The organism is Amycolatopsis sp. NPDC051372, from assembly GCF_040682095.1.
Taxonomy (GTDB): Bacteria; Actinomycetota; Actinomycetes; order Mycobacteriales; family Pseudonocardiaceae; genus Amycolatopsis.
In genome coordinates this window covers 1-16,981 of sequence record NZ_JBFBAF010000009.1, presented here as the reverse complement: position 1 = coordinate 16,981, position 16,981 = coordinate 1, and the positions used below count along the sequence as shown (strand labels likewise).

Annotated in this window: 20 protein-coding genes and 1 pseudogene; 11 read left to right on the top strand and 10 right to left on the bottom strand. The window is 69.6% G+C overall.

The window, feature by feature from the left end; genetic code table 11:
• The first annotated feature begins 149 nt into the window (after window positions 1-149).
• The 4 genes from AB0M56_RS15475 to AB0M56_RS15460 are packed head-to-tail and all read left to right on the top strand — an operon-like array spanning window position 150 to window position 5,183.
• Window positions 150-1,205 carry a zinc-binding alcohol dehydrogenase gene (locus AB0M56_RS15475; protein WP_364175778.1) on the top strand — a complete coding sequence of 352 codons (1,056 nt, stop codon included), beginning with the start codon at window positions 150-152 and terminating at the stop codon, window positions 1,203-1,205.
• Window positions 1,205-2,002 carry a sugar phosphate isomerase/epimerase family protein gene (locus AB0M56_RS15470; RefSeq protein ID WP_364175775.1) on the top strand — a complete coding sequence of 266 codons (798 nt, stop codon included), beginning with the start codon at window positions 1,205-1,207 and terminating at the stop codon, window positions 2,000-2,002. Before AB0M56_RS15475 ends, AB0M56_RS15470 begins: the two co-directional genes overlap by 1 nt.
• Entirely contained in the window at window positions 1,999-3,300 is a 1,302-nt protein-coding gene (locus AB0M56_RS15465) for a hypothetical protein (protein ID WP_364175772.1), read from the top strand. The genes AB0M56_RS15470 and AB0M56_RS15465 overlap by 4 nt, the downstream gene beginning before the upstream one ends.
• The gene (locus AB0M56_RS15460) at window positions 3,297-5,183 is read left to right on the top strand and encodes a glycogen debranching N-terminal domain-containing protein (RefSeq protein WP_364175770.1); all 1,887 of its coding nucleotides are present in this window, start codon (window positions 3,297-3,299) and stop codon (window positions 5,181-5,183) included. Before AB0M56_RS15465 ends, AB0M56_RS15460 begins: the two co-directional genes overlap by 4 nt.
• A gap of 14 nt (window positions 5,184-5,197) precedes the next feature.
• Here the strand turns inward: AB0M56_RS15460 and AB0M56_RS15455 are convergent, their stop codons facing one another.
• The 3 genes from AB0M56_RS15455 to AB0M56_RS15445 form a co-directional block, all read right to left on the bottom strand.
• Entirely contained in the window at window positions 5,198-5,560 is a 363-nt protein-coding gene (locus AB0M56_RS15455) for a hypothetical protein (RefSeq protein WP_364175767.1), read from the bottom strand.
• 167 nt (window positions 5,561-5,727) lie between these two features.
• Window positions 5,728-6,171, bottom strand: a complete 444-nt coding sequence (locus AB0M56_RS15450) for a DUF4383 domain-containing protein (protein ID WP_364175765.1) — start codon at window positions 6,169-6,171, stop codon at window positions 5,728-5,730.
• An 846-nt stretch (window positions 6,172-7,017) separates the two neighbouring features.
• Entirely contained in the window at window positions 7,018-7,197 is a 180-nt protein-coding gene (locus AB0M56_RS15445; RefSeq protein ID WP_364175762.1) for a hypothetical protein, read from the bottom strand.
• An 83-nt stretch (window positions 7,198-7,280) separates the two neighbouring features.
• On the opposite strand from AB0M56_RS15445, the pseudogene AB0M56_RS15440 reads away from it, so the two are divergent.
• Window positions 7,281-7,640: pseudogene (locus AB0M56_RS15440) on the top strand (DUF6098 family protein); the annotation flags it as partial.
• Between the two features lie 42 nt (window positions 7,641-7,682).
• Here the strand turns inward: AB0M56_RS15440 and AB0M56_RS15435 are convergent.
• Together AB0M56_RS15435 and AB0M56_RS15430 are read right to left on the bottom strand one after the other, a co-directional pair.
• Window positions 7,683-8,123 (bottom strand): ATP-binding protein, encoded by a 441-nt coding sequence (locus AB0M56_RS15435; RefSeq protein WP_364175759.1) that lies wholly within the window; start codon window positions 8,121-8,123, stop codon window positions 7,683-7,685.
• A gap of 100 nt (window positions 8,124-8,223) precedes the next feature.
• Window positions 8,224-8,598 carry an STAS domain-containing protein gene (locus tag AB0M56_RS15430; RefSeq protein ID WP_364175756.1) on the bottom strand — a complete coding sequence of 125 codons (375 nt, stop codon included), beginning with the start codon at window positions 8,596-8,598 and terminating at the stop codon, window positions 8,224-8,226.
• A 192-nt stretch (window positions 8,599-8,790) separates the two neighbouring features.
• On the opposite strand from AB0M56_RS15430, the gene AB0M56_RS15425 reads away from it, so the two are divergent.
• Window positions 8,791-9,027: a hypothetical protein gene (locus AB0M56_RS15425; protein WP_364175754.1), complete on the top strand. Its 237-nt coding sequence runs from the start codon at window positions 8,791-8,793 to the stop codon at window positions 9,025-9,027.
• A gap of 537 nt (window positions 9,028-9,564) precedes the next feature.
• On the opposite strand, the gene AB0M56_RS15420 is transcribed toward AB0M56_RS15425, so the two are convergent.
• The 4 genes from AB0M56_RS15420 to AB0M56_RS15405 all read right to left on the bottom strand — a co-directional run bounded on the left by AB0M56_RS15420 (window position 9,565) and on the right by AB0M56_RS15405 (window position 13,347).
• Window positions 9,565-9,807 (bottom strand): acyl carrier protein, encoded by a 243-nt coding sequence (locus tag AB0M56_RS15420; RefSeq protein WP_364175751.1) that lies wholly within the window; start codon window positions 9,805-9,807, stop codon window positions 9,565-9,567.
• 98 nt (window positions 9,808-9,905) lie between these two features.
• Window positions 9,906-10,322, bottom strand: a complete 417-nt coding sequence (locus tag AB0M56_RS15415; protein WP_364175749.1) for a DUF6292 family protein — start codon at window positions 10,320-10,322, stop codon at window positions 9,906-9,908.
• Window positions 10,323-10,619: 297 nt separating this feature from the next.
• On the bottom strand, window positions 10,620-12,896 hold the full coding sequence (gene katG / locus AB0M56_RS15410; RefSeq protein WP_364175746.1) for a catalase/peroxidase HPI: 2,277 nt from the start codon (window positions 12,894-12,896) through the stop codon (window positions 10,620-10,622).
• 25 nt (window positions 12,897-12,921) lie between these two features.
• Window positions 12,922-13,347 (bottom strand): Fur family transcriptional regulator, encoded by a 426-nt coding sequence (locus tag AB0M56_RS15405; RefSeq protein ID WP_364175744.1) that lies wholly within the window; start codon window positions 13,345-13,347, stop codon window positions 12,922-12,924.
• Window positions 13,348-13,514: 167 nt separating this feature from the next.
• Between AB0M56_RS15405 and AB0M56_RS15400 the strand changes: the two genes are divergently transcribed.
• From AB0M56_RS15400 to AB0M56_RS15390, 3 genes are all read left to right on the top strand, one after another.
• On the top strand, window positions 13,515-13,715 hold the full coding sequence (locus AB0M56_RS15400) for a DUF3072 domain-containing protein (RefSeq protein ID WP_364175741.1): 201 nt from the start codon (window positions 13,515-13,517) through the stop codon (window positions 13,713-13,715).
• 91 nt (window positions 13,716-13,806) lie between these two features.
• Window positions 13,807-13,947 (top strand): hypothetical protein, encoded by a 141-nt coding sequence (locus AB0M56_RS15395; RefSeq protein ID WP_364175738.1) that lies wholly within the window; start codon window positions 13,807-13,809, stop codon window positions 13,945-13,947.
• 203 nt (window positions 13,948-14,150) lie between these two features.
• On the top strand, window positions 14,151-14,942 hold the full coding sequence (locus AB0M56_RS15390; protein WP_364176407.1) for an SDR family oxidoreductase: 792 nt from the start codon (window positions 14,151-14,153) through the stop codon (window positions 14,940-14,942).
• A gap of 4 nt (window positions 14,943-14,946) precedes the next feature.
• Here AB0M56_RS15390 and AB0M56_RS15385 read toward each other — a convergent pair whose 3' ends face one another.
• Window positions 14,947-15,189: a hypothetical protein gene (locus AB0M56_RS15385; protein WP_364175735.1), complete on the bottom strand. Its 243-nt coding sequence runs from the start codon at window positions 15,187-15,189 to the stop codon at window positions 14,947-14,949.
• A gap of 958 nt (window positions 15,190-16,147) precedes the next feature.
• On the opposite strand from AB0M56_RS15385, the gene AB0M56_RS15380 reads away from it, so the two are divergent.
• Window positions 16,148-16,297: a hypothetical protein gene (locus AB0M56_RS15380; RefSeq protein WP_364175733.1), complete on the top strand. Its 150-nt coding sequence runs from the start codon at window positions 16,148-16,150 to the stop codon at window positions 16,295-16,297.
• Window positions 16,298-16,429: 132 nt separating this feature from the next.
• Window positions 16,430-16,831 carry a cupin domain-containing protein gene (locus tag AB0M56_RS15375; RefSeq protein ID WP_364175731.1) on the top strand — a complete coding sequence of 134 codons (402 nt, stop codon included), beginning with the start codon at window positions 16,430-16,432 and terminating at the stop codon, window positions 16,829-16,831.
• Window positions 16,832-16,981 lie beyond the last annotated feature (150 nt).

Genomic DNA, 16,981 nt, shown 5'->3' with positions numbered 1-16,981 from the left:
GTGCTCCTTTGCGTCGTGCCTGGCGACGATCACAGCATCAGTTAGGCGTGAAAGCAAGACAAGTTATGTAGATTTTCTGGCATAAGTGGGGTAGCTTCTGCCGGGCAGATGGTCATAAATGATCGACAAGGTGGTCGGAGGAGGCCCTCGTGGGCACGGTGGTTCAGTTCGTTGGCCCTCGCCGGGTCGAGGCGGTCGAGACGGAGCCGGAGGAGTTGGGAGCCGGGGCGGTGCGCGTGCGCACGCTGTACTCGGGCATCTCGGCCGGCACCGAGCTGACGGCCTACCGCGGCACCAACCCGTACCTCACGCGGGTGTGGGATGAGCAGCGCCGGCTGTTCGTCGAGGGGGACGTGAGCCAGACGTACCCGGTTGTCGGCTGGGGCTACTCCGAGGTCGGCGAGGTCCTCGAGGTCTCGCCCGACGCGGTCGGCACGCAGGGGGCGCCGGCCGTGGGCGACGTCGTGTGGGGCATCTGGGGCCACCGCAGCGAGGCGATCGTGCCGGTGGCGAAGCTGGTCGACCACGTTGTGCCGGCCGGTCTCGAACCGCTGGCGGCGTCGTTCGCCCGCGTCGGCGCGGTGGCCCTCAACGGCGTCCTCGGCGCCGACGTGCACGTCGGCGAGACAGTCGCGGTGTTCGGGCAGGGCGTGATCGGCCTGCTCGCCACGAGGCTCGCGACGCTGAACGGCGGCAGGGTCGTGGCGTGCGACGCCATCGCGTCGCGGCTGGCGATCGCTTCGGAGTTCGGCGCGGTGGAGACCGTGGACGTGACCGCGGCCAGTGCGGCGGAAACCGTGCGCGAAGCCACCGGCGGCCGCGGCGCCGACGTTGCCATCGAGCTCAGCGGCACCTACCGCGCACTGCACGAAGCCGTCCGGACGGTCGGCGTCGGCGGGCGCGTGGTCGCCGCCGGCTTCTACCAGGGCGACGGCACCGGCCTGCGCCTCGGCGAGGAGTTCCACCACAACCGCGTCGAGATCGTCGCCTCGCAGATCGGCGGGGTGCCGTGGCGCCTGGCCGGGCGCTGGGACCAGGACCGGATGAACCGCACGTTCCTGCGGCTGGCCGCGGAAGGCGCCATCGACCCCGTCCGCCTCGTCACCCACCGCGTGCGCGTCGACGAGGTCGAACGCGCCTACGAGCTGCTCGACGAACACCCGGCCGACGCACTGCAGGTCGTCCTCGACTACACGGAGAAGTGATGCTGAAACTCGCCTGCCAGGAACAGCTTTTGCCCGGCGACGACCTCGAGACCAAGTGGGACTTCGCGACCGCGGCCGGGTACGACGCCATCGAGCTGCGCGGCAAGAAGGATCTGGCGCTGGAAAAGCGCCTGCCGGAGCTGCACCGCGCCGCGCGCAACGGCGTCGTGATGCGCACGGTATGCGTGGACATGCTGCACTTCTTCGGCGCTTTCGACTCCGAGCTTCGTGCCGACGCGATCAAGCAGATGCGCTCCCAGCTGTCGGTGATCGCCGAGCTGGGCGGGATCGGGGCGATGACCCCGGCGTCCTACGGGATGTTCTCGCGCCGGCTGCCGCCGTTCGAGCCGCCGCGCTCCGAGGAACAGGACCGCGAGGTGCTGGTCGCGGGCCTGACCGAGCTGGGGGAGCACGCGAAGGCCGAAGGCGTGCTCCTGCTGTTGGAGCCGCTCAACCGGTACGAGGACCACATGGTCAACCGCCTCGAGCAGGCAGCGTCGCTCATCGACGAGGTGGGGCTGGACTCCGTGCGCATCGGCGCGGACACCTACCACATGAACATCGAGGAGGACGACCCCGCGGACTCGCTCGTGCGTTTCGCCCGCTACATCGGCCACGTGCAGGTCAGCGACTCGAACCGGCTGCAGCCCGGCGCCGGGCACCTCGACTGGCCGGCGGTGCTCGGCGCGCTGGCCGCCATCGGCTACGAGGGCGACCTTGCTCTGGAGAGCCGGCTGCGTGGCGAGCCCGCGGACGCGGTGGCCGGGGTGCCACCGTTCCTGCGACGGCTCGCATGACCGACGAGCTCGCCCGGCGGGCCCGCCGGATCCTGCTCGCCAACTGGCGCCGCGGATTCACCGTGCCCGCCCAAGGTCTTTACCCGCACCAGTGGAGCTGGGACTCGGCGTTCATCGCGCTGGGGCTTCGGCACCTGTCGGCCGTGCGCGCGCAACGCGAACTCGAGTCGCTCTTCGGCGCCCAGTGGACCGACGGGCGTGTGCCGCAGATCGTGTTCAACCCGGCGGTGCCCGCGGACGCCTACTTCCCCGGCCCCGATTTCTGGGGACCGGGCGCGCGCCACGCGTCGACCGGCCTGGTGACCTCGGGGCTCGTGCAGCCGCCGGTGCACGCGCTGGCCGCGTGGGAAGTGCACCTCGCCGACCCGTCCACTTCGGACCGCCGAGGTTTCCTGCGCCGGCTCTACCCGCGGCTGCGGCGCTGGCACGACTACCTGTTCACCCGCCGCGACCTGGGCGGTGACGGGCTCGTGAGCGTGGTGCACCCGTGGGAGTCGGGGTTGGACAACAGCCCGAGCTGGGATGAGCCGCTGGGCCGGATCGAGCCGGTGCCCACCTCGTCGTTCGTCCGCCGCGATCTCGGGCACGCCGGTGCGGGTGAGCGGCCGACCGACTTGGACTACGGCCGGTACGTGCGTCTCGCCGCCGACTACCGGGACGGCGGGTTCGCCGACGCGCTCGACGGCTGCGCCTTCGCCGTGGAAGACCCGCTGACGAACGCCGTGCTGGCCGCCGGCGAAGCGGCGCTCGCGGCGATGGCCGAGGAGATCGGCGCCGACCCGACGCCTCACCGGCGGCGCGCGGGCGCGATCACGAACTCGCTCGTGAGCCGGCTCTACGACCCGGTCGAGGGGATGTTCTTCGCCCGCGACGCGCACACGAAGTCGCTGCTGCGGCGCCGTACGGTCGGTGGTCTCGTGCCGCTGGTCGTGCCGGACCTGCCGGTGGTCGAGGAACTGCTGAAATCCGCGCGCGGCGAGCACTTCCGCCTCGGCGAGCTGAGCCCCGTGCCCAGTTACGACCTCCTCGCCGCCGATTTCGAACCGGCGCGCTATTGGCGGGGCCCGGCCTGGTTCAACACCGGCTGGCTCATCTGGCGCGGCCTGCGCGCCCAGGGCTACCACGAGGTCGCCGATCGGCTGCGCGAGGGCATGCTGGACTCGATCCGCGGCGCGGGCTTCCGCGAGTACGTGGACCCGCTCACCGGCGAGGGCCACGGCAGCGACGACTTCAGCTGGACCGCCGCGGTGGCGATCGACCTCCTCGCGGAACCGGCGGCGGACGGGCGGGCGGCATGAGCACGCACACCTCCGTGCGGGGCACGACGTTCCTCATCACGGGTGACACGGCCGACGTCGTGGCGGGTACTGAAGGCTTCTACGCCGAGGACACCCGGCACCTGTCGCGGTGGGAGTTCTCGACCGGGGATGCGCTGCGGGTGCTGAGCGCGGTGCGTGACCGGCAGTCGACGAGCGTGATCCTCAGCCCGGCCACGCCGCGGAACCAGGACGCCGCGTACAGCGTGTTCCGCGACCAGGCACTGGGTTCAGGCTCGCTCGTCGAAGAAGTCCGCGTGCGCAACCACCTCGCGGTGCCGGTCGCCGTGACGGTGGAGTTCCGGTTCGCGGCCGATTTCGCCGACCAGTTCGAGTTGCGTGGCACCGGTCAGTTCGAACGTCCGGGCCGGCACACGACGATCGTGCGCGAAAGCGGCGAGGTGCTGCTGGCCTACGAGCGGGACGACTATCGCAAGTGGACAGTGCTGCGATCCTCCGTTCCGGCCGCGTACGCCGGCGAACAGCTCAGCTGGACGCTCGACCTTCCACCGCACGGCGAAGTACCGCTGCGTCTCGAAGTGCTGGCCGGCGAAGGACAGCGCGTGCCGGTGTCCGGCGAACAGCCCGCGAGAGTGGCTGACGTGGCGCGTCGAGCTCGGCTGGACGTCGAGGAGTTCGTCGAGGGAGTGGACGTCCCGGCGCACGGGTGGCCCGAGCTGCGGGCGGCCGTTACGGCCGGGCTCGCCGACTTGGCGGACCTGCGCGTGCCCGCGCCGGGGCAGCCGGACCTGCGCATCCCGGGGGCCGGCGTGCCCTGGTTCCTGACCCTCTTCGGCCGGGACAGCCTCATCACTTCGATGTCGGCGCTGCCCTACCGGCCGGAGCTGGCGGGCGCGACCTTGCGCGCGCTCGCGGCGGTGCAGGGCCGCGTGGTCGATCCGGCTCGGATAGAAGAGCCGGGCAAGATCGCGCACGAGGTGCGGCAGGGAGAGCTGAGCCGCTTCGGGCAGACGCCGTACGGGCGGTACTACGGAACCGTCGATGCGACGCCGCTTTTCCTCGTGCTGCTGGGTGGTCACCGTCGCGTCGCGGGCGACGGCATGGCCATCGAACTGGAAAGTGCCGCGCGCGCCGCCGTTGACTGGATGTTCCACCACGGCGGCCTGGACGAGCACGGTTACCTGGTGTACCGCACGGACGGGCCCGGCCTCGTCCACCAATGCTGGAAGGATTCCGCGCGCTCGATCTGCTTCGCGGACGGTGAGCTCGCCGAGGGACCCATCGCGGTCTGCGAGGCGCAGGGCTACGCCTACGAAGCCCTGCTCTCGACGGCTGAGCTCGCCCGCGAAGTGTGGCGGGACCCGGCGTACGCCGACCGGCTCACCGATCGCGCGGCCCGCCTGCGTGCCGACTTCGAGCAGGACTTCTGGCTGCGGGGCCAGGACTTCGTCGCCTTGGCCCTCGACGGCCGGCGCCGCCAGGTCGACGCGCTGGCCTCCAACGCCGGGCACGTGCTGTGGTCCGGGATCCTCCCCGACGGCCGCGCGCAGCAGGTCGGCAAGCGACTGACGGAGCCGAGGTTCTTCAGCGGCTGGGGCGTGCGCACGCTCGCGGAAGGGCAGGTGCCCTTCCACCCCGTCTCTTACCACAACGGCGGGGTCTGGCCCCATGATACGGCCATCGCGGTGGCGGGCCTGGCTCGCGCCGGACTCACCACGGAGGCCACGCACCTGGCCGAGGGTCTCGTCGCCGCGGCCGGGCACCAACCAGGCAACCGCCTGCCCGAGGTGATGGCCGGTTACGCTCGCGCGGAAACGCCGTACCCGGTTCGGTATCCACACTCGGCGTCACCGCAAGCGTGGGCGGCCGCGGCGCCGTTGCTCATCGCCACGTCGCTGGCCTAGTCCACAGTAGACTGTTATCGGCGGACGAACGTAGAGACCGCGCACAATGCGGCCCACCCCAGCGCGGCCGCCGCGGCTTTCGGCCGGGCTGACCGATCCGGCAGCCCCAGCCCGAACGCCGCCGCGTCGGCGGTGTCGGAGGCGACGCGCGCGGCGAGGGCGAGCCGCATCGGCTTGCCCTCGTCTGCGAACGCCATCGCCAGCCCGATCGCGATGTCACGGGCGCCCATCGCGGCGATCAGCGTGCGGGTGCCGGCCGGCACGGCACCGGACGCGGTCGTGAGCCCGCACGGTTTGGCCAGCGCCCGCGGGTAGACGATGGTAGTCAGGCCGTAGGCCGCGGTGGCGGCCCCGAGGACACGGGTCAGGACGGACATGGTCACCTCCGGTTGGCTGTTCCCCTGCGCGGCTGCGCCAGGTTTTCCCGGGTGGCGTGCTCACGCTGGTGACCGGCTTCGTCGCCGGTAGCCGGCGCGCTGGCGTTCGCCGGTTTCGTCGGTGGGTGCGCGTTTGTGCTGCCGTACACCGTCGGCCTCGTGGCCGGTTAGTCGCTCCGGTTGGGCGACGAAGGCGCCGTGTCGCGTTCGCGAGCGCGGTCGCCCGCGAGCGCCACGGCCAGCGCGACGAGCGAGGTAAGGCCGTGCAGCCAGTTGTCGGCGCCGTTGAGGTTCACCGGGTCGTCGTCGACTGTGCCGAACGTGGCCGACAGGATGCCGAACGCCGTGAGTCCGGCGAACGCGACGAACACGAACCAGCAGTAGCCGACGGCCCCGGAGGGCTTGCGTGCCGCGAGCAGGCCGAGCAGACCGACTGCGGTGTGCACGATGTTGAGGACCGTGCTGGAGCCGAAGATCCAGACCGTGCGGGACGGGGCGTGGCCGACGTGCGCGGTCTCCGGCACGAAGAACCCCGCCACGCCGAGCACGAGGTAGACCACCGCGACCACGAGGACGACCAGGCGTGGCCAGGAACGGGAAAACTCAGCCATGCTGCCTCCTTTCGAGTGCTGCGGTTACCCGGCACCAGGGCGCTTACACACTTGTGCCGAGTAACCGTCGGGCCACGTGTTTCTCCGCGTTGATGCGCTCCATGGCCGGGGAGCGCAGCTCCAACACCGGCCATTCCGACTTGGTCCGCGGCAGCTCGAGAAAGTTGTGCCGCGGGCGCGGGCAGGTGGTCGCCCGCTTCCACCACCTCGCTGAGGCGGTAACTCTTCACCACGCGGCGTGTGTCCACAAAGGATGAGCAGGGCAACTGGTCTGAAACACAAGCCGACGTCGGCGCGTCGGTCGGGAAGGCACGTCACGCTGACCGTCGTCCCTGACCCCACGTCCGTTGACAACGTTCAGCCAAAGAGCCTTTGGCTGCTAGTCGCGGACGCTGCGCTCGCGTAGCGTCACGATCGCGAGCCTGGGGGTTCCCAGACCTCGGGTCACCGGCTTGCCCGCCGCCGAGCGGCCCCGGCTTCCGGCGAGGCACCACTGTCGAAGTCCTGCCGCTGCGATTGGCACCGACTTTCGGGATCGTGATCCCGCCCCCATTCGCGCGCCCGGCGTGGTCGCAACGGGTTCGGTCGCGCTCCTGGGAATCGGCTCGGCGGGCTTCGCGGCGTGCGTGGCTAATTTCGTTTCCCTGCCACGAGACCTACGATTCGCTCGCCGGTGTGATCGTGTTCCTGGTCTGGCTCTGGATCTCGAACATCGCGGTGCTGGACGCCTCGCCCCGGGCGCCGGCTCGAGGTGCGGCGTCGCCCGGGGGGCGAGTAGTTCCTGCCGCCGCACGACACGAAGGAGATGGACGCCGACGAAGGCGCGGCCGTCGCCAAAGAGGGGAGTCAAGTTCGGTCGCGACGGCGCTCGCGCTGTTCGCCGATCACGCTTTGGCCCGTGCCCTCGGCGTCATCGACGTCCCTCGGCGGGCGACCTTCTCCCGGGTCGTACAGGGAGTCGTCCTCGCGGCCCGGGTCGGGCGTCGTCGGGCGGGCGATGTCGGGCTGATCGGTACCGTCGCGCATGTCCCGGGCTTACCCGGTCGTGGGTTTGCCGAACCACCGTGTTTCGCGCGCGGTCGCCTGGGTAACGGGGCAGCAGGACTCGCATCGGCACGGACCTGCCGACGGTCTACGACCTCGCGGGCTTGGCCTGCCTGTTGGAGACCGAAGGTGGCGACGACTTGTATGTGCGCTGGTCGCGAGGCCCCGACACGGACCTCGCCGACGGCGACCGCGATCCCACAAGTCTCGACGGCCTCACCGGCATCTCGCTGCCGGGCCTGTCGGCGAACCCGCTGCGGACGGAGTCCTGGTGGCGTGACCGCTCCGTACGGCTGTGGCTCGCCCGCCGGCTGTACGACTAGGGGCACCTGCGTGACCTGCGCGGCCCGGGCGTGCGTCCCTGGGTGCTGCGGGGCCGCGAGATCGCCCGCGGGCCCGACAACGAGCCCCTGGTCGTCGACGCCCAGCTGGCGGCTTCTGCGCGCGGTGACAGTGGGCTGCTCGGGTCAGCTCGTGCCGAGGGCCTCGGGCAATGTCAGGTACCAAGTCATGGTCACGGTGGTGCCCACGTCGGTGGGAGCGAGGATGATGTGGTCGGAGAGAGCGCGCATGATGGTGAGGCCACGCCCGTAACACTGGTCTGGGTCCCTGGTGGATGGTTGCCAGCGGCCGTCGTCGGTGACGGTGACCCGGATCAGGTCATCCTGGTGGCGTGCATTCAGCTCGACGGTGCCGCTGATGCCGGCGGGGTAGGCGTGGCTGGCCGTGTTGATCAGTGCCTCGTAGGTTGCCAGCTCGATATCGTGGGCGAGATCCCCTGTCAGGCGGTGGGCCCTGAGCCAGCCGGCCAGAGAATACCGCATGAGCGTCACGTCGTCGGTGCGCGCGGGTAGGCGCACCGACAACTCGGCCTTCGCTGCAGCGGCGTGGCTGCCGGTCACAGACATGGGCACCACCTCGCGCGGTCGCGGCCCGGCCTGCCGGGTCTTGTCTGCGGCATACCCGCGCCCGCCCGAGATACACCCGTCCTGTGTCGCGCGTTGCGAGTCAGGTGTCGTCAGCGGCTAGAGCGTCGGCCACTGACGAATACAGGGCGAACCGCTGGTGGAGTCCGACCAACCGCAGGGTGCGGTCCAGTTGGCGCTCGACCGCCAGGCGGAGGCTGGTGCGCTCACCAGCGGCTTGGTGTACCTCGGCCAGGGCCGCGAGCGCGATCGAGGAGATGAAGCTGACTGCGGTCAGGTCGACCACCAGGACTTCGGGTGTGGTCTTCAGCGCATCGTGGATCGCCGCCTGGAGCAGGGGCGCGGTGAGCGCATCGAATTCGCCGCGTGCCGTGAGCACCACAGCCGAACCCTCACCGCGGAGGCTGACGCTCGTCTCGCCGGCGCCAGGCGTGGGGTAGCGATCGGATGCCTGCATTGCCCGATCGTCTCGCAGCCACCGTTACGGTGCACCACCTTCGGGCGTTGAGATGTTCACTCGCGTGTCGGGGGCGCAGCGGGCCGCGCCGGGCATCGAGTGCGATCGGGCCAGGCGGGTTCGAGGTGTCGAGTGACGGAATCGGGGTAGCCGAGGTCTGAGGCCATCGGAAACGAAACCCGAGGAGTGATCGTGACCAGCAGCGAAACCGATCAGGTCACCGGTACACAGGACAAGGACTACAACATCATCTGGTTCGTGGAGGCGTGTCTGAGCAACGCACTGCGAATGGAGTCCTACATCGCTGATGCCGACCGCACGGGCGACCGCGAGCTGGCCGCCTTTTTCCGCCGTGCCCAGGAGGAAAGCCGGAAGGGTGCGGAGCAGGGCAAGAAACTGCTCGCCCAACGGCTCGGTGCCGCGAGTTGACTCGCAACCCAGTCCAGTACGGTGTCCGCTGAACAGCGACGAACCGGTCCCGCCCGGCCGCTGGTGACGCGGGCGAGATGGTGGGCGCCGGCGCCTCGACGTTGATCATCCAACCTGACCTGTTACCTGATCATGCCGCGGATACGCGCGAAAATTCCGTCAGGTTGCTTCGGCGGCCAGTTCCTGTCCCAAGACGAATACGGCGTGAAGAACCTGTCGTGCCCAAGCGGCTGAGGCTGCGTTCGAGACGAGCGCCCGAGCGCGGCCGAGGAAACGACGCGGGACCTCACTCAGATTGAGCGCCAGCGTCGGAGCCCCTCGGCCGCGGCCGCGCCAAGACCGAGGGCATGTCGAGCTTCGAACCGAATCCGGACGGCGACCCGGCCGCACTCGACGCACCCACCAGCGTCGACCTACGCGCCGCGACAGCGCCGCGGTGGTGCCGGCCGCTCACAGCGAGCACGCGGCCACCGGCTGAGCCGGCGGCCGTGCGCAGCTGCTCCGCCCTCGCCTCGTAGGACGAACGGCCGGGTGACCTCAGGTGACGGCCGGGCCCGATTCCGAGCTGCCGGACAGCTCTTTGATGAATTCGTGACACTGCTTGGCGCGTGCCGAGTCTTCCTTCATGACTGTGCGGAAGAAATCGGCGATTTCCTGCTTGCCCGCGTTGTCCGCGTCCCTGACGTACTGGCCGTAGTCGTGTCCTGCCTTCAGGGCGTGGTACTGCACAGACACCAGGTCGTAGGTGACGTCGTCGAATCCGGTTTCGCCGGTGGCCATGATGTCTCCTCTCCGGAACTTGCTCGTGCGGTGGCTGATACCGCTGTGTTGGTGGAGTACCCGCGCGGTGGCGGCCGACACGGCGGGCCACGTAAACTTCAGCGCCTGATCGGCGTTTGGGCAAGTTCCGGCTGCCGCGACGGGTGGGCCGCATCTTCCGAAGGCATCATCGATGCCGTCGCGGCTGCCTGTGCCCGCTTCTGCAGCTCGTTCTGGAGGCGGCGCGCGACTCGCTCCGGGGCCGGGCGGACCGGTTCCGGCCACACGGCAACGATCACAGGTGGTTCGTCGCTTTCGGGCTCGAGTGCGAGTCGCCAGCCCTCGTCGCTGCTCCACGCGAGCATCAGGAGCCGCCCGGGCCAAGCGCGCGACGTGTCGGCGAGCGCGACGTACGCGGTTGAGGGCGTGCCGCACTCGCAAAGCACCGCTGTCGCCTCCACTCCCACCTGCTCAGCGACCGACTCTATGTAGTGACGCAGCAGCAGTTCTTCTCGATACGTGGGCTCCGGTTTCACCGAACACCACCACCTTCGCGTAAGCCTGCCCCGCAGATGGAAGCACCGTGCGCGGGCTGGATTCCCACAGGCGGAGACGTGAAACCAACGCCTTGACGGCCGACACGGTGGCGGGCGGGGCCGGGTGCTGGGCTTTCCCTCTATGAGAATGAAACCTGATCGCCCAGGGGAACCGCATCGTCATCGAGGTCCTTCGGCCTCTCGGCGCGCGATCACCGGGAGCAGGACCTCGGGCTCTGGACAGCGAACAGCCCGGCCGATCCACTCGGGACCGGCCGGGCTGTCCGTTGCTCAGCCTCAGGCGAGGTCGAACCGGTCCAGTTCCATGACCTTCGTCCACGCTGCGACGAAGTCGGCGACGAACTTGTCGCGGGCGTCTTCGCTGGAGTAGACCTCGGCGAGGGCACGCAGCTGCGAGTTGGAGCCGAAGATGAGGTCGACGGCGGTGGCCGTCCACTTCAGCTCGTCGGTTGCGGTGTCGCGGATCTCGTACACGTTCTCGTCCGACTCCGAGGCCTTCCAGCGGGTGCCGGGGGCCAGGAGGTTGGTGAAGAAGTCCTGGGTCAGCACGCCGGGGCGGTCGGTGAGGACACCGTGCTGGGCGCCGTCGACGTTGGCGCCCAGGGTGCGCAGGCCGCCGATCAGGACGGTCATCTCGGGGGCCGTCAGGTTGAGCATGTAGGCGCGGTCGACGAGCAGCACCTCGGGCTGGAGCTTCTCGCCGGCGCGCAGGTAGTTGCGGAAGCCGTCGGCGCGCGGCTCCAGGACCGCGAAGGACTCGACGTCGGTCTGCTCCTGGGTGGCGTCCGTGCGGCCGGGGTGGAACGGCACGGTCACCTCGACGCCCGCGTCGTGCGCGGCCTTCTCGACGGCGGCCGAACCGGCCAGCACGATGAGGTCCGCGAGCGAGATCTTCGCGCCGCCGGCCTCGTTGAACTCGCGCTGGATGCCCTCGAGCTTCTCGAGCACCGCCGCGAGCTGATCGGGCTGGTTGACCTCCCAGCCGCGCTGCGGCTCGAGGCGGATCCGCGCGCCGTTGGCGCCACCGCGCTTGTCGGTGGAGCGGAAGCTCGCGGCCGACGCCCACGCCGTGGTCACCAGCTGCGCGGTGGTGAGCCCGGACTCGAGCACCTTCGCCTTGAGGTCCGCGATGTCGGCGTCGGCCACGAGATCACCCTCGACGGCCGGCACCGGGTCCTGCCACGGCTGCGGCTCCGGGACCCACGGGCCCAGAAAACGGCTGACCGGGCCCATGTCACGGTGCAGCAGCTTGTACCAGGCCTTGGCGAACGCCAGCGCGAACTCGTCCGGGTTCTCGAGGAAGCGGCGCGAGATCTCGCCGTAGGTCGGGTCGAAGCGCAGTGCCAGGTCGGTGGTGAGCATGGTCGGCTTGTGCTTCTTGTTCGGGTCGAACGGGTCCGGGATGATCTCCGGCGCGTCCTTGGCGACGTACTGCTTGCCACCGCCGGGGCTCGTCTCGAGCTCCCACTCGTAGGCGAAGAGGATCTCGAAGAAGCGGTTGCTCCACTCCGTCGGCTTGTCGGTCCAGGTGACCTCGAGGCCGCTGGTGATCGTGTCGCCGCCCTTGCCGCTGGCGTGGGTGCTGAGCCAGCCGAGGCCCTGCGCCTCGAGTTGCGCGCCCTCGGGCTCGGGGCCGACGTGGTCGTCGGCCACGCCTGCGCCGTGGGTCTTGCCGAAGGTGTGACCGCCGGCGATCAGCGCGACGGTCTCCTCGTCGTTCATCGCCATCCGCGCGAAGGTTTCGCGGATGAAGTGCGCCGCAGCCATGAAGTCCGCGCTGCCGCGGGGGCCTTCGGGGTTGACGTAGATGAGGCCCATCTCGGTCGCGCCGAGTTCGGGCACCATCGCGGAGTCGGTGGCGTAGCGCTCGTCGCCCAGCCAGTCGTCCTCGGGGCCCCAGTAGATCTCCTCGGGCTCCCAGGTGTCCACGCGGCCGAAGCCGAACCCGAAGGTCTTGAAGCCCATGGACTCGAGCGCGACGTTGCCGGCGAGCACGAGCAGGTCGGCCCACGAGACCTGCTGGCCGTACTTCTGTTTGACCGGCCACAGCAGGCGGCGGGCCTTGTCGAGGTTGGCGTTGTCGGGCCAGCTGTTGAGCGGAGCGAAGCGCTGCGCGCCGTCACCGGCGCCCCCGCGCCCGTCGTGGATGCGGTAAGTGCCCGCAGAGTGCCAGCTCATGCGGATCATCAGGCCGCCGTAGTGCCCGAAGTCGGCCGGCCACCAGTCCTGCGAGGTCGTGAGGGCCTCGGTGATGTCGTGCTTGAGGGCGTTGACGTCGAGCTTCTCGAACTCCTTGGCGTAGCTGAAGTCCGGTGCCAGCGGGTTGCTCTTGGATGAGTGCGCGTGCAGCACCGACAGGTCGAGCTGGTTGGGCCACCAGTCCCGGTTCGTGCGCGGGCGGCCGCCTGTCTTCGGGCGCGGCGAGTCGATCGCCGGGTTCTCGCTCTCGCTGCCGTGCGAGGTCACGGAGTCGTGTGCGACCGGGCAACCCTCGGCCGCCTTCTTGTCCACCCCCTGCGCGCTCGACGGGGTGTTTTCCGGGGTGTCGGTCATGTGTTTTGCCTTCCGAGTTCGCGGATCACTGGTTGTGGCGTTCTGCCGAACAGTCGGGGCAGGTACCCCAAAAGACGACCTCCGCTTCGTCGATCGCATAACCGTGGTCGTCCGAAGCGGTGAGGCAGGGGGCGGCGCCGACGGTGCAGTCGACATCGGCTATCGCGCCGCACGAGCGGCACACGACGTGGTGGTGGTTGTCGCCCACCCGGGACTCGTAGCGGGCGTTCGCGCCGGCGGGCTGGATGCGACGCGCCAGGCCGCTGTCGGTGAGCGCCCGCAGCACGTCGTAGACCGCTTGGTGCGAGACCGTCGGAAGTTCGTCGCGCACCAGTGCGATCACCGTCTCGGTGTCCACGTGCGGGTGATCGCGCAGCGCCGCGAGCACGGCCAGTCGCGGCCGTGTCACGCGCAATGAGGCCGAGCGCAGCTGCCCCTCGAAGTCAGCCATCACACAGGCACCGTAGGACCGAGACTGGAACGGGTCAAATCAGGTTTGCTCACGGTTTCGCGGGTACCCGGCGGCGTCGCTGATCATTCCGGGTTCATTCGGACGGCGGTTGCCGCACACCCGGGGTACGGTCGGTGCATGCGAACACCTGTTCGAATGGAGGAGTGATGACGGACCAGGTTGACCAGAACCCGCAGAAGGATCCGAGCGACTGGACGACCGGCGACGAGCCCATGACCGGGCCGCAGAAGTCGTACCTGCAGACGCTGGGACAGGAGGCCGGGGTCGAGGTGTCCGACGACCTCACCAAAGCGCAGGCCTCGGAACGGATCGACGAGCTGCAGCGCACCACGGGCCGCGGAGCGTGAGGTACCGGCGCGGGTCCACCGGTGGTGGGCCCGCGCCCGCCTTCGGCTGACCCCGCGTTTGCCGGGCTCAGGGGCGGGTAGCCGACGGAACATGACCGATCCCGAACGCGACGCCGATACGACGCTCGACCGTGAACTCACGGGTTCGGGCGACCTGACCCCCGAGGACCAGCGCGAGCTCGCCGAACGCGAAGCCGCCGGCGACCACGAAGTCAGCCGCGAGCGCAACTGAGCGCCGACTCGCCGAGCGGGCGGATGAGGACGCCGCGCAGACCGTCGAACCCAGATCGTCGCCGGCACCGCCACCGGCCGCACTCGGAACGGGAGCCTGCTGCCCGATGTCGTCGGTGCCAACGCAGGTGCATTTGACAATGAAAGGAGCCGGCCGTGTCCCAGCCCGCTCAGCAGCAGAGCCCACCCGGGTCGACCGGGGAGATGACCCCGCGGCCCGATCACGGCGAGCACACCTACCGCGGCTCCGGGAAGCTGACTGGCAAGGCCGCGTTGATCACCGGCGCGGACAGCGGCATCGGCCGCGCGGTGGCGATCGCATACGCGCGTGAAGGCGCCGACGTGCTGATCTCCTACCTGGACGAGCACGAGGACGCCGAGGAGACCCGCCGCTGGGTCGCCGAAGCCGGGCGCAAGGCCGTGGCCGTTCCCGGTGACATCGCGGATCCGGCGCACTGCCGGGCGCTGGTGGCTCGGACGGTCGAGGAGTTCGGCCGGCTCGACGTGCTCGTGAACAACGCGGCGTTCCAGATGACCCACGAGACGCTCGAAGAGATCTCGGACGAGGAGTGGGACCACACGCTCGCCACGAATCTCAGCGCCTACTTCCACCTCGTCAAGGCGGCCCTGCCGCACCTGAAGCCCGGTGCGGCGATCATCGGCAGCTCGTCGGTCAACTCCGACAACCCGACTCCGCAGCTGCTGCCCTACGACGTGACGAAGGCGGGCGTCGCGAACATGACGGCGGCCCTGGCGCAGTTGCTGGGGCCTCGGGGGATTCGCGCCAACAGCGTCGCTCCGGGTCCGATTTGGACACCGCTGATCCCGTCCACGATGCCCGAGGAACAGGTGAAGAGCTTCGGCGAGCAGGTGCCACTGGGCCGCGCCGGCCAGCCAGCCGAACTCGCCCCGGTCTACGTCCTGCTCGCCTCCGACGACGGCAGCTACGTGTCCGGCGCGCGCGTCGCGGTGACAGGCGGCGTGCCGATCCTCTGACCCGTCAGGCTCCGCGCTCGCCGACCGCCGTGGTGAGCGTCGCCGCGATCAGCTCGAGGTCGCGATTGCCGGGTTCACCGGCGTCGCCGAGTCGGCGGCGCAGCTCGGAGCGGGTGACCACGTCACTCGCCGGGCGTCCCGCCGTCGGCGGTTCGACCCGCAGACGTCCTTCGGTCAGCACGAGCACCGGTTCGGCGAGCGAAGCCGCCAGCAGCTCGCGCAGATCGTCGACAGTCACCTTCCTCATCGGGCTCCTCCCGCTCGTCGGGCTCGTAACTCGCGTGGGTCTTCGCACGCGCTGTCGATGAACTCCGCGCGGGGCGGGAGGCGCCGCCCGGCTCTTCCCGCCCGGCCGCGTCAGGAAACCGCCGGGCCGGAGCTGGAGCTGCCCGAGGGCTCCTTCATGTACTCGTGGCACTGCTTCGCCCGGGCCGAGTCCTGCTCCATCACACGGCGGAAGAAGTCGGCGATGTCCTGGCGGCCCGCGTTCTCCGCGTCACGGACGTATTGGCCGCATCGGCCGCGGTCCCGTGATGCTCGCGCACCAGTGGCAAGGCCCCTATCGGGACACGTCCCGCTGGTCCGGCGGCAGCACGTACCGCCCGGAACCCGAGTCGACAGATCAAATTGAAGGCACCGAAGGCCGGTCGTATCGCGGGTCAGACCCGCGCGCCGGACGCCATCTGATCATCCTTACAGTCTTATTGGGTGGCCAGGCGTCGCCATTGTGTGAGCAGGGGGAAGCGGCGTTCGCCACGTTGCGTCGGAGGTCACCAGTTCGCGTACCTTCGTCGCTTTGCCAGACAAAGGATTCCGGATCGGCGGCGGCGCGATCCGGGTCCGTTTGCTCGGCCACCCGTCGCCGCCGCCGCGGGAGGTGCCCCCGGGCCGGCTGCGGAAATCACGTGTCGCGATGTTTGTCCGGCCAAACAAGGTGCCATCACTCGATTCGCCGCTGAACCACAGCCAAGGAAGAGGCGCAGGCCGCATCGAACTTGCGCGTGGTCCGGCTCCAGCGACACCGAGCGGATCGTGGGCGGCGAGGCACCCGGCGCGAGCAGCTGCGGTGCGCGGATGGGTGCCCGATGGGTATTCCAGGGCAAGTTCGCCGACCCCCGTAAGATTCCCCCCTTGGTTTACGCCAATCGAAGTGACGACGGCGGCCAACGGTACAAGCCGCAGCCCCACGGTGATTGGAGCCAGCCATGCCGGTGGAGACCACCGAACGGAATTTCGACCCGGACGACCCGGAATACTTCATCGCCCAGATCGCTCGCGACCGCGAAGCTGCGCCCGCTGACCCGGCCTCGCCAGGGGCCGAGTCGGACGACGCCGGCAGCGAGTCACAGCGATGACGACGGGGAGTCACCATGGGCGACATAACGCCTCCGCCACTGACGATCGTGCAACCGGGGGAGGGAAAGGAGGGGGATCTCGGAGATATCGGAGTGGCCTTCAAGCTCTGGAGCCACGAGACAGGAGGTGCTGTGTCGATCGTGGAACACCCGTTCCCCGTCGGTGCACTGGTCGCTCCGCACCTGCACACCCGTGAGGACGAGTACTCGATCGTGACCGAAGGGGAGATCGGTTTCCGATCAGGCGATCGCGAGGCCGTACTCGGCGCGGGTGGATACATCGCCAAGCCACGCGGAGAACTTCACACGATGTGGAACGCGGGCAAGATACCCGCGCGGATGATCGAGGTGATTGCCCCGGGCGGCTTCGAAGGGTTCTTCCATGCCCTGTCGGACCTGATTGCAGGCAGCCCGCCCGCCGAAGGGGAGATGGCACGGCTCGCGGCCGAGTACGGACTGGAGTTCGCCACCCCCGATTGGCTGCCAGACGTCATCGCCCGGTATGGGCTCAAACCACCGCCAGGCCGCAATTAGCCCCGCCGCAGTGGGCGCCGCCGCCGCGTGCTGCCTACAGCCGAGGAGTCGACCGGCGGCGGCAGCCGAGGTCGAGGAATCCCGTCCCGTCACCGAGCCCGTGCACGCGCTCGGTCGAACATCCGGAGGAAATGTCATGAGCATGCAGAA

Excerpts from the sequence above, each read along its gene's own strand:
- AB0M56_RS15470 (WP_364175775.1), top strand. The coding sequence starts at position 1,205 with ATGCTGAAACTCGCCTGCCAGGAACAGCTTTTGCCCGGCGACGACCTC.
- AB0M56_RS15465 (WP_364175772.1), top strand. The coding sequence starts at position 1,999 with ATGACCGACGAGCTCGCCCGGCGGGCCCGCCGGATCCTGCTCGCCAAC.
- AB0M56_RS15460 (WP_364175770.1), top strand. The coding sequence starts at position 3,297 with ATGAGCACGCACACCTCCGTGCGGGGCACGACGTTCCTCATCACGGGT.
- AB0M56_RS15455 (WP_364175767.1), bottom strand. The coding sequence starts at position 5,560 with ATGTCCGTCCTGACCCGTGTCCTCGGGGCCGCCACCGCGGCCTACGGC.
- AB0M56_RS15450 (WP_364175765.1), bottom strand. The coding sequence starts at position 6,171 with ATGGCTGAGTTTTCCCGTTCCTGGCCACGCCTGGTCGTCCTCGTGGTC.
- AB0M56_RS15445 (WP_364175762.1), bottom strand. The coding sequence starts at position 7,197 with ATGCGCGACGGTACCGATCAGCCCGACATCGCCCGCCCGACGACGCCC.
- AB0M56_RS15435 (WP_364175759.1), bottom strand. The coding sequence starts at position 8,123 with ATGTCTGTGACCGGCAGCCACGCCGCTGCAGCGAAGGCCGAGTTGTCG.
- AB0M56_RS15430 (WP_364175756.1), bottom strand. The coding sequence starts at position 8,598 with ATGCAGGCATCCGATCGCTACCCCACGCCTGGCGCCGGCGAGACGAGC.
- AB0M56_RS15420 (WP_364175751.1), bottom strand. The coding sequence starts at position 9,807 with ATGGCCACCGGCGAAACCGGATTCGACGACGTCACCTACGACCTGGTG.
- katG (WP_364175746.1), bottom strand. The coding sequence starts at position 12,896 with ATGACCGACACCCCGGAAAACACCCCGTCGAGCGCGCAGGGGGTGGAC.
- AB0M56_RS15405 (WP_364175744.1), bottom strand. The coding sequence starts at position 13,347 with ATGGCTGACTTCGAGGGGCAGCTGCGCTCGGCCTCATTGCGCGTGACA.
- AB0M56_RS15400 (WP_364175741.1), top strand. The coding sequence starts at position 13,515 with ATGACGGACCAGGTTGACCAGAACCCGCAGAAGGATCCGAGCGACTGG.
- AB0M56_RS15395 (WP_364175738.1), top strand. The coding sequence starts at position 13,807 with ATGACCGATCCCGAACGCGACGCCGATACGACGCTCGACCGTGAACTC.
- AB0M56_RS15390 (WP_364176407.1), top strand. The coding sequence starts at position 14,151 with ATGACCCCGCGGCCCGATCACGGCGAGCACACCTACCGCGGCTCCGGG.
- AB0M56_RS15385 (WP_364175735.1), bottom strand. The coding sequence starts at position 15,189 with ATGAGGAAGGTGACTGTCGACGATCTGCGCGAGCTGCTGGCGGCTTCG.
- AB0M56_RS15380 (WP_364175733.1), top strand. The coding sequence starts at position 16,148 with ATGCCGGTGGAGACCACCGAACGGAATTTCGACCCGGACGACCCGGAA.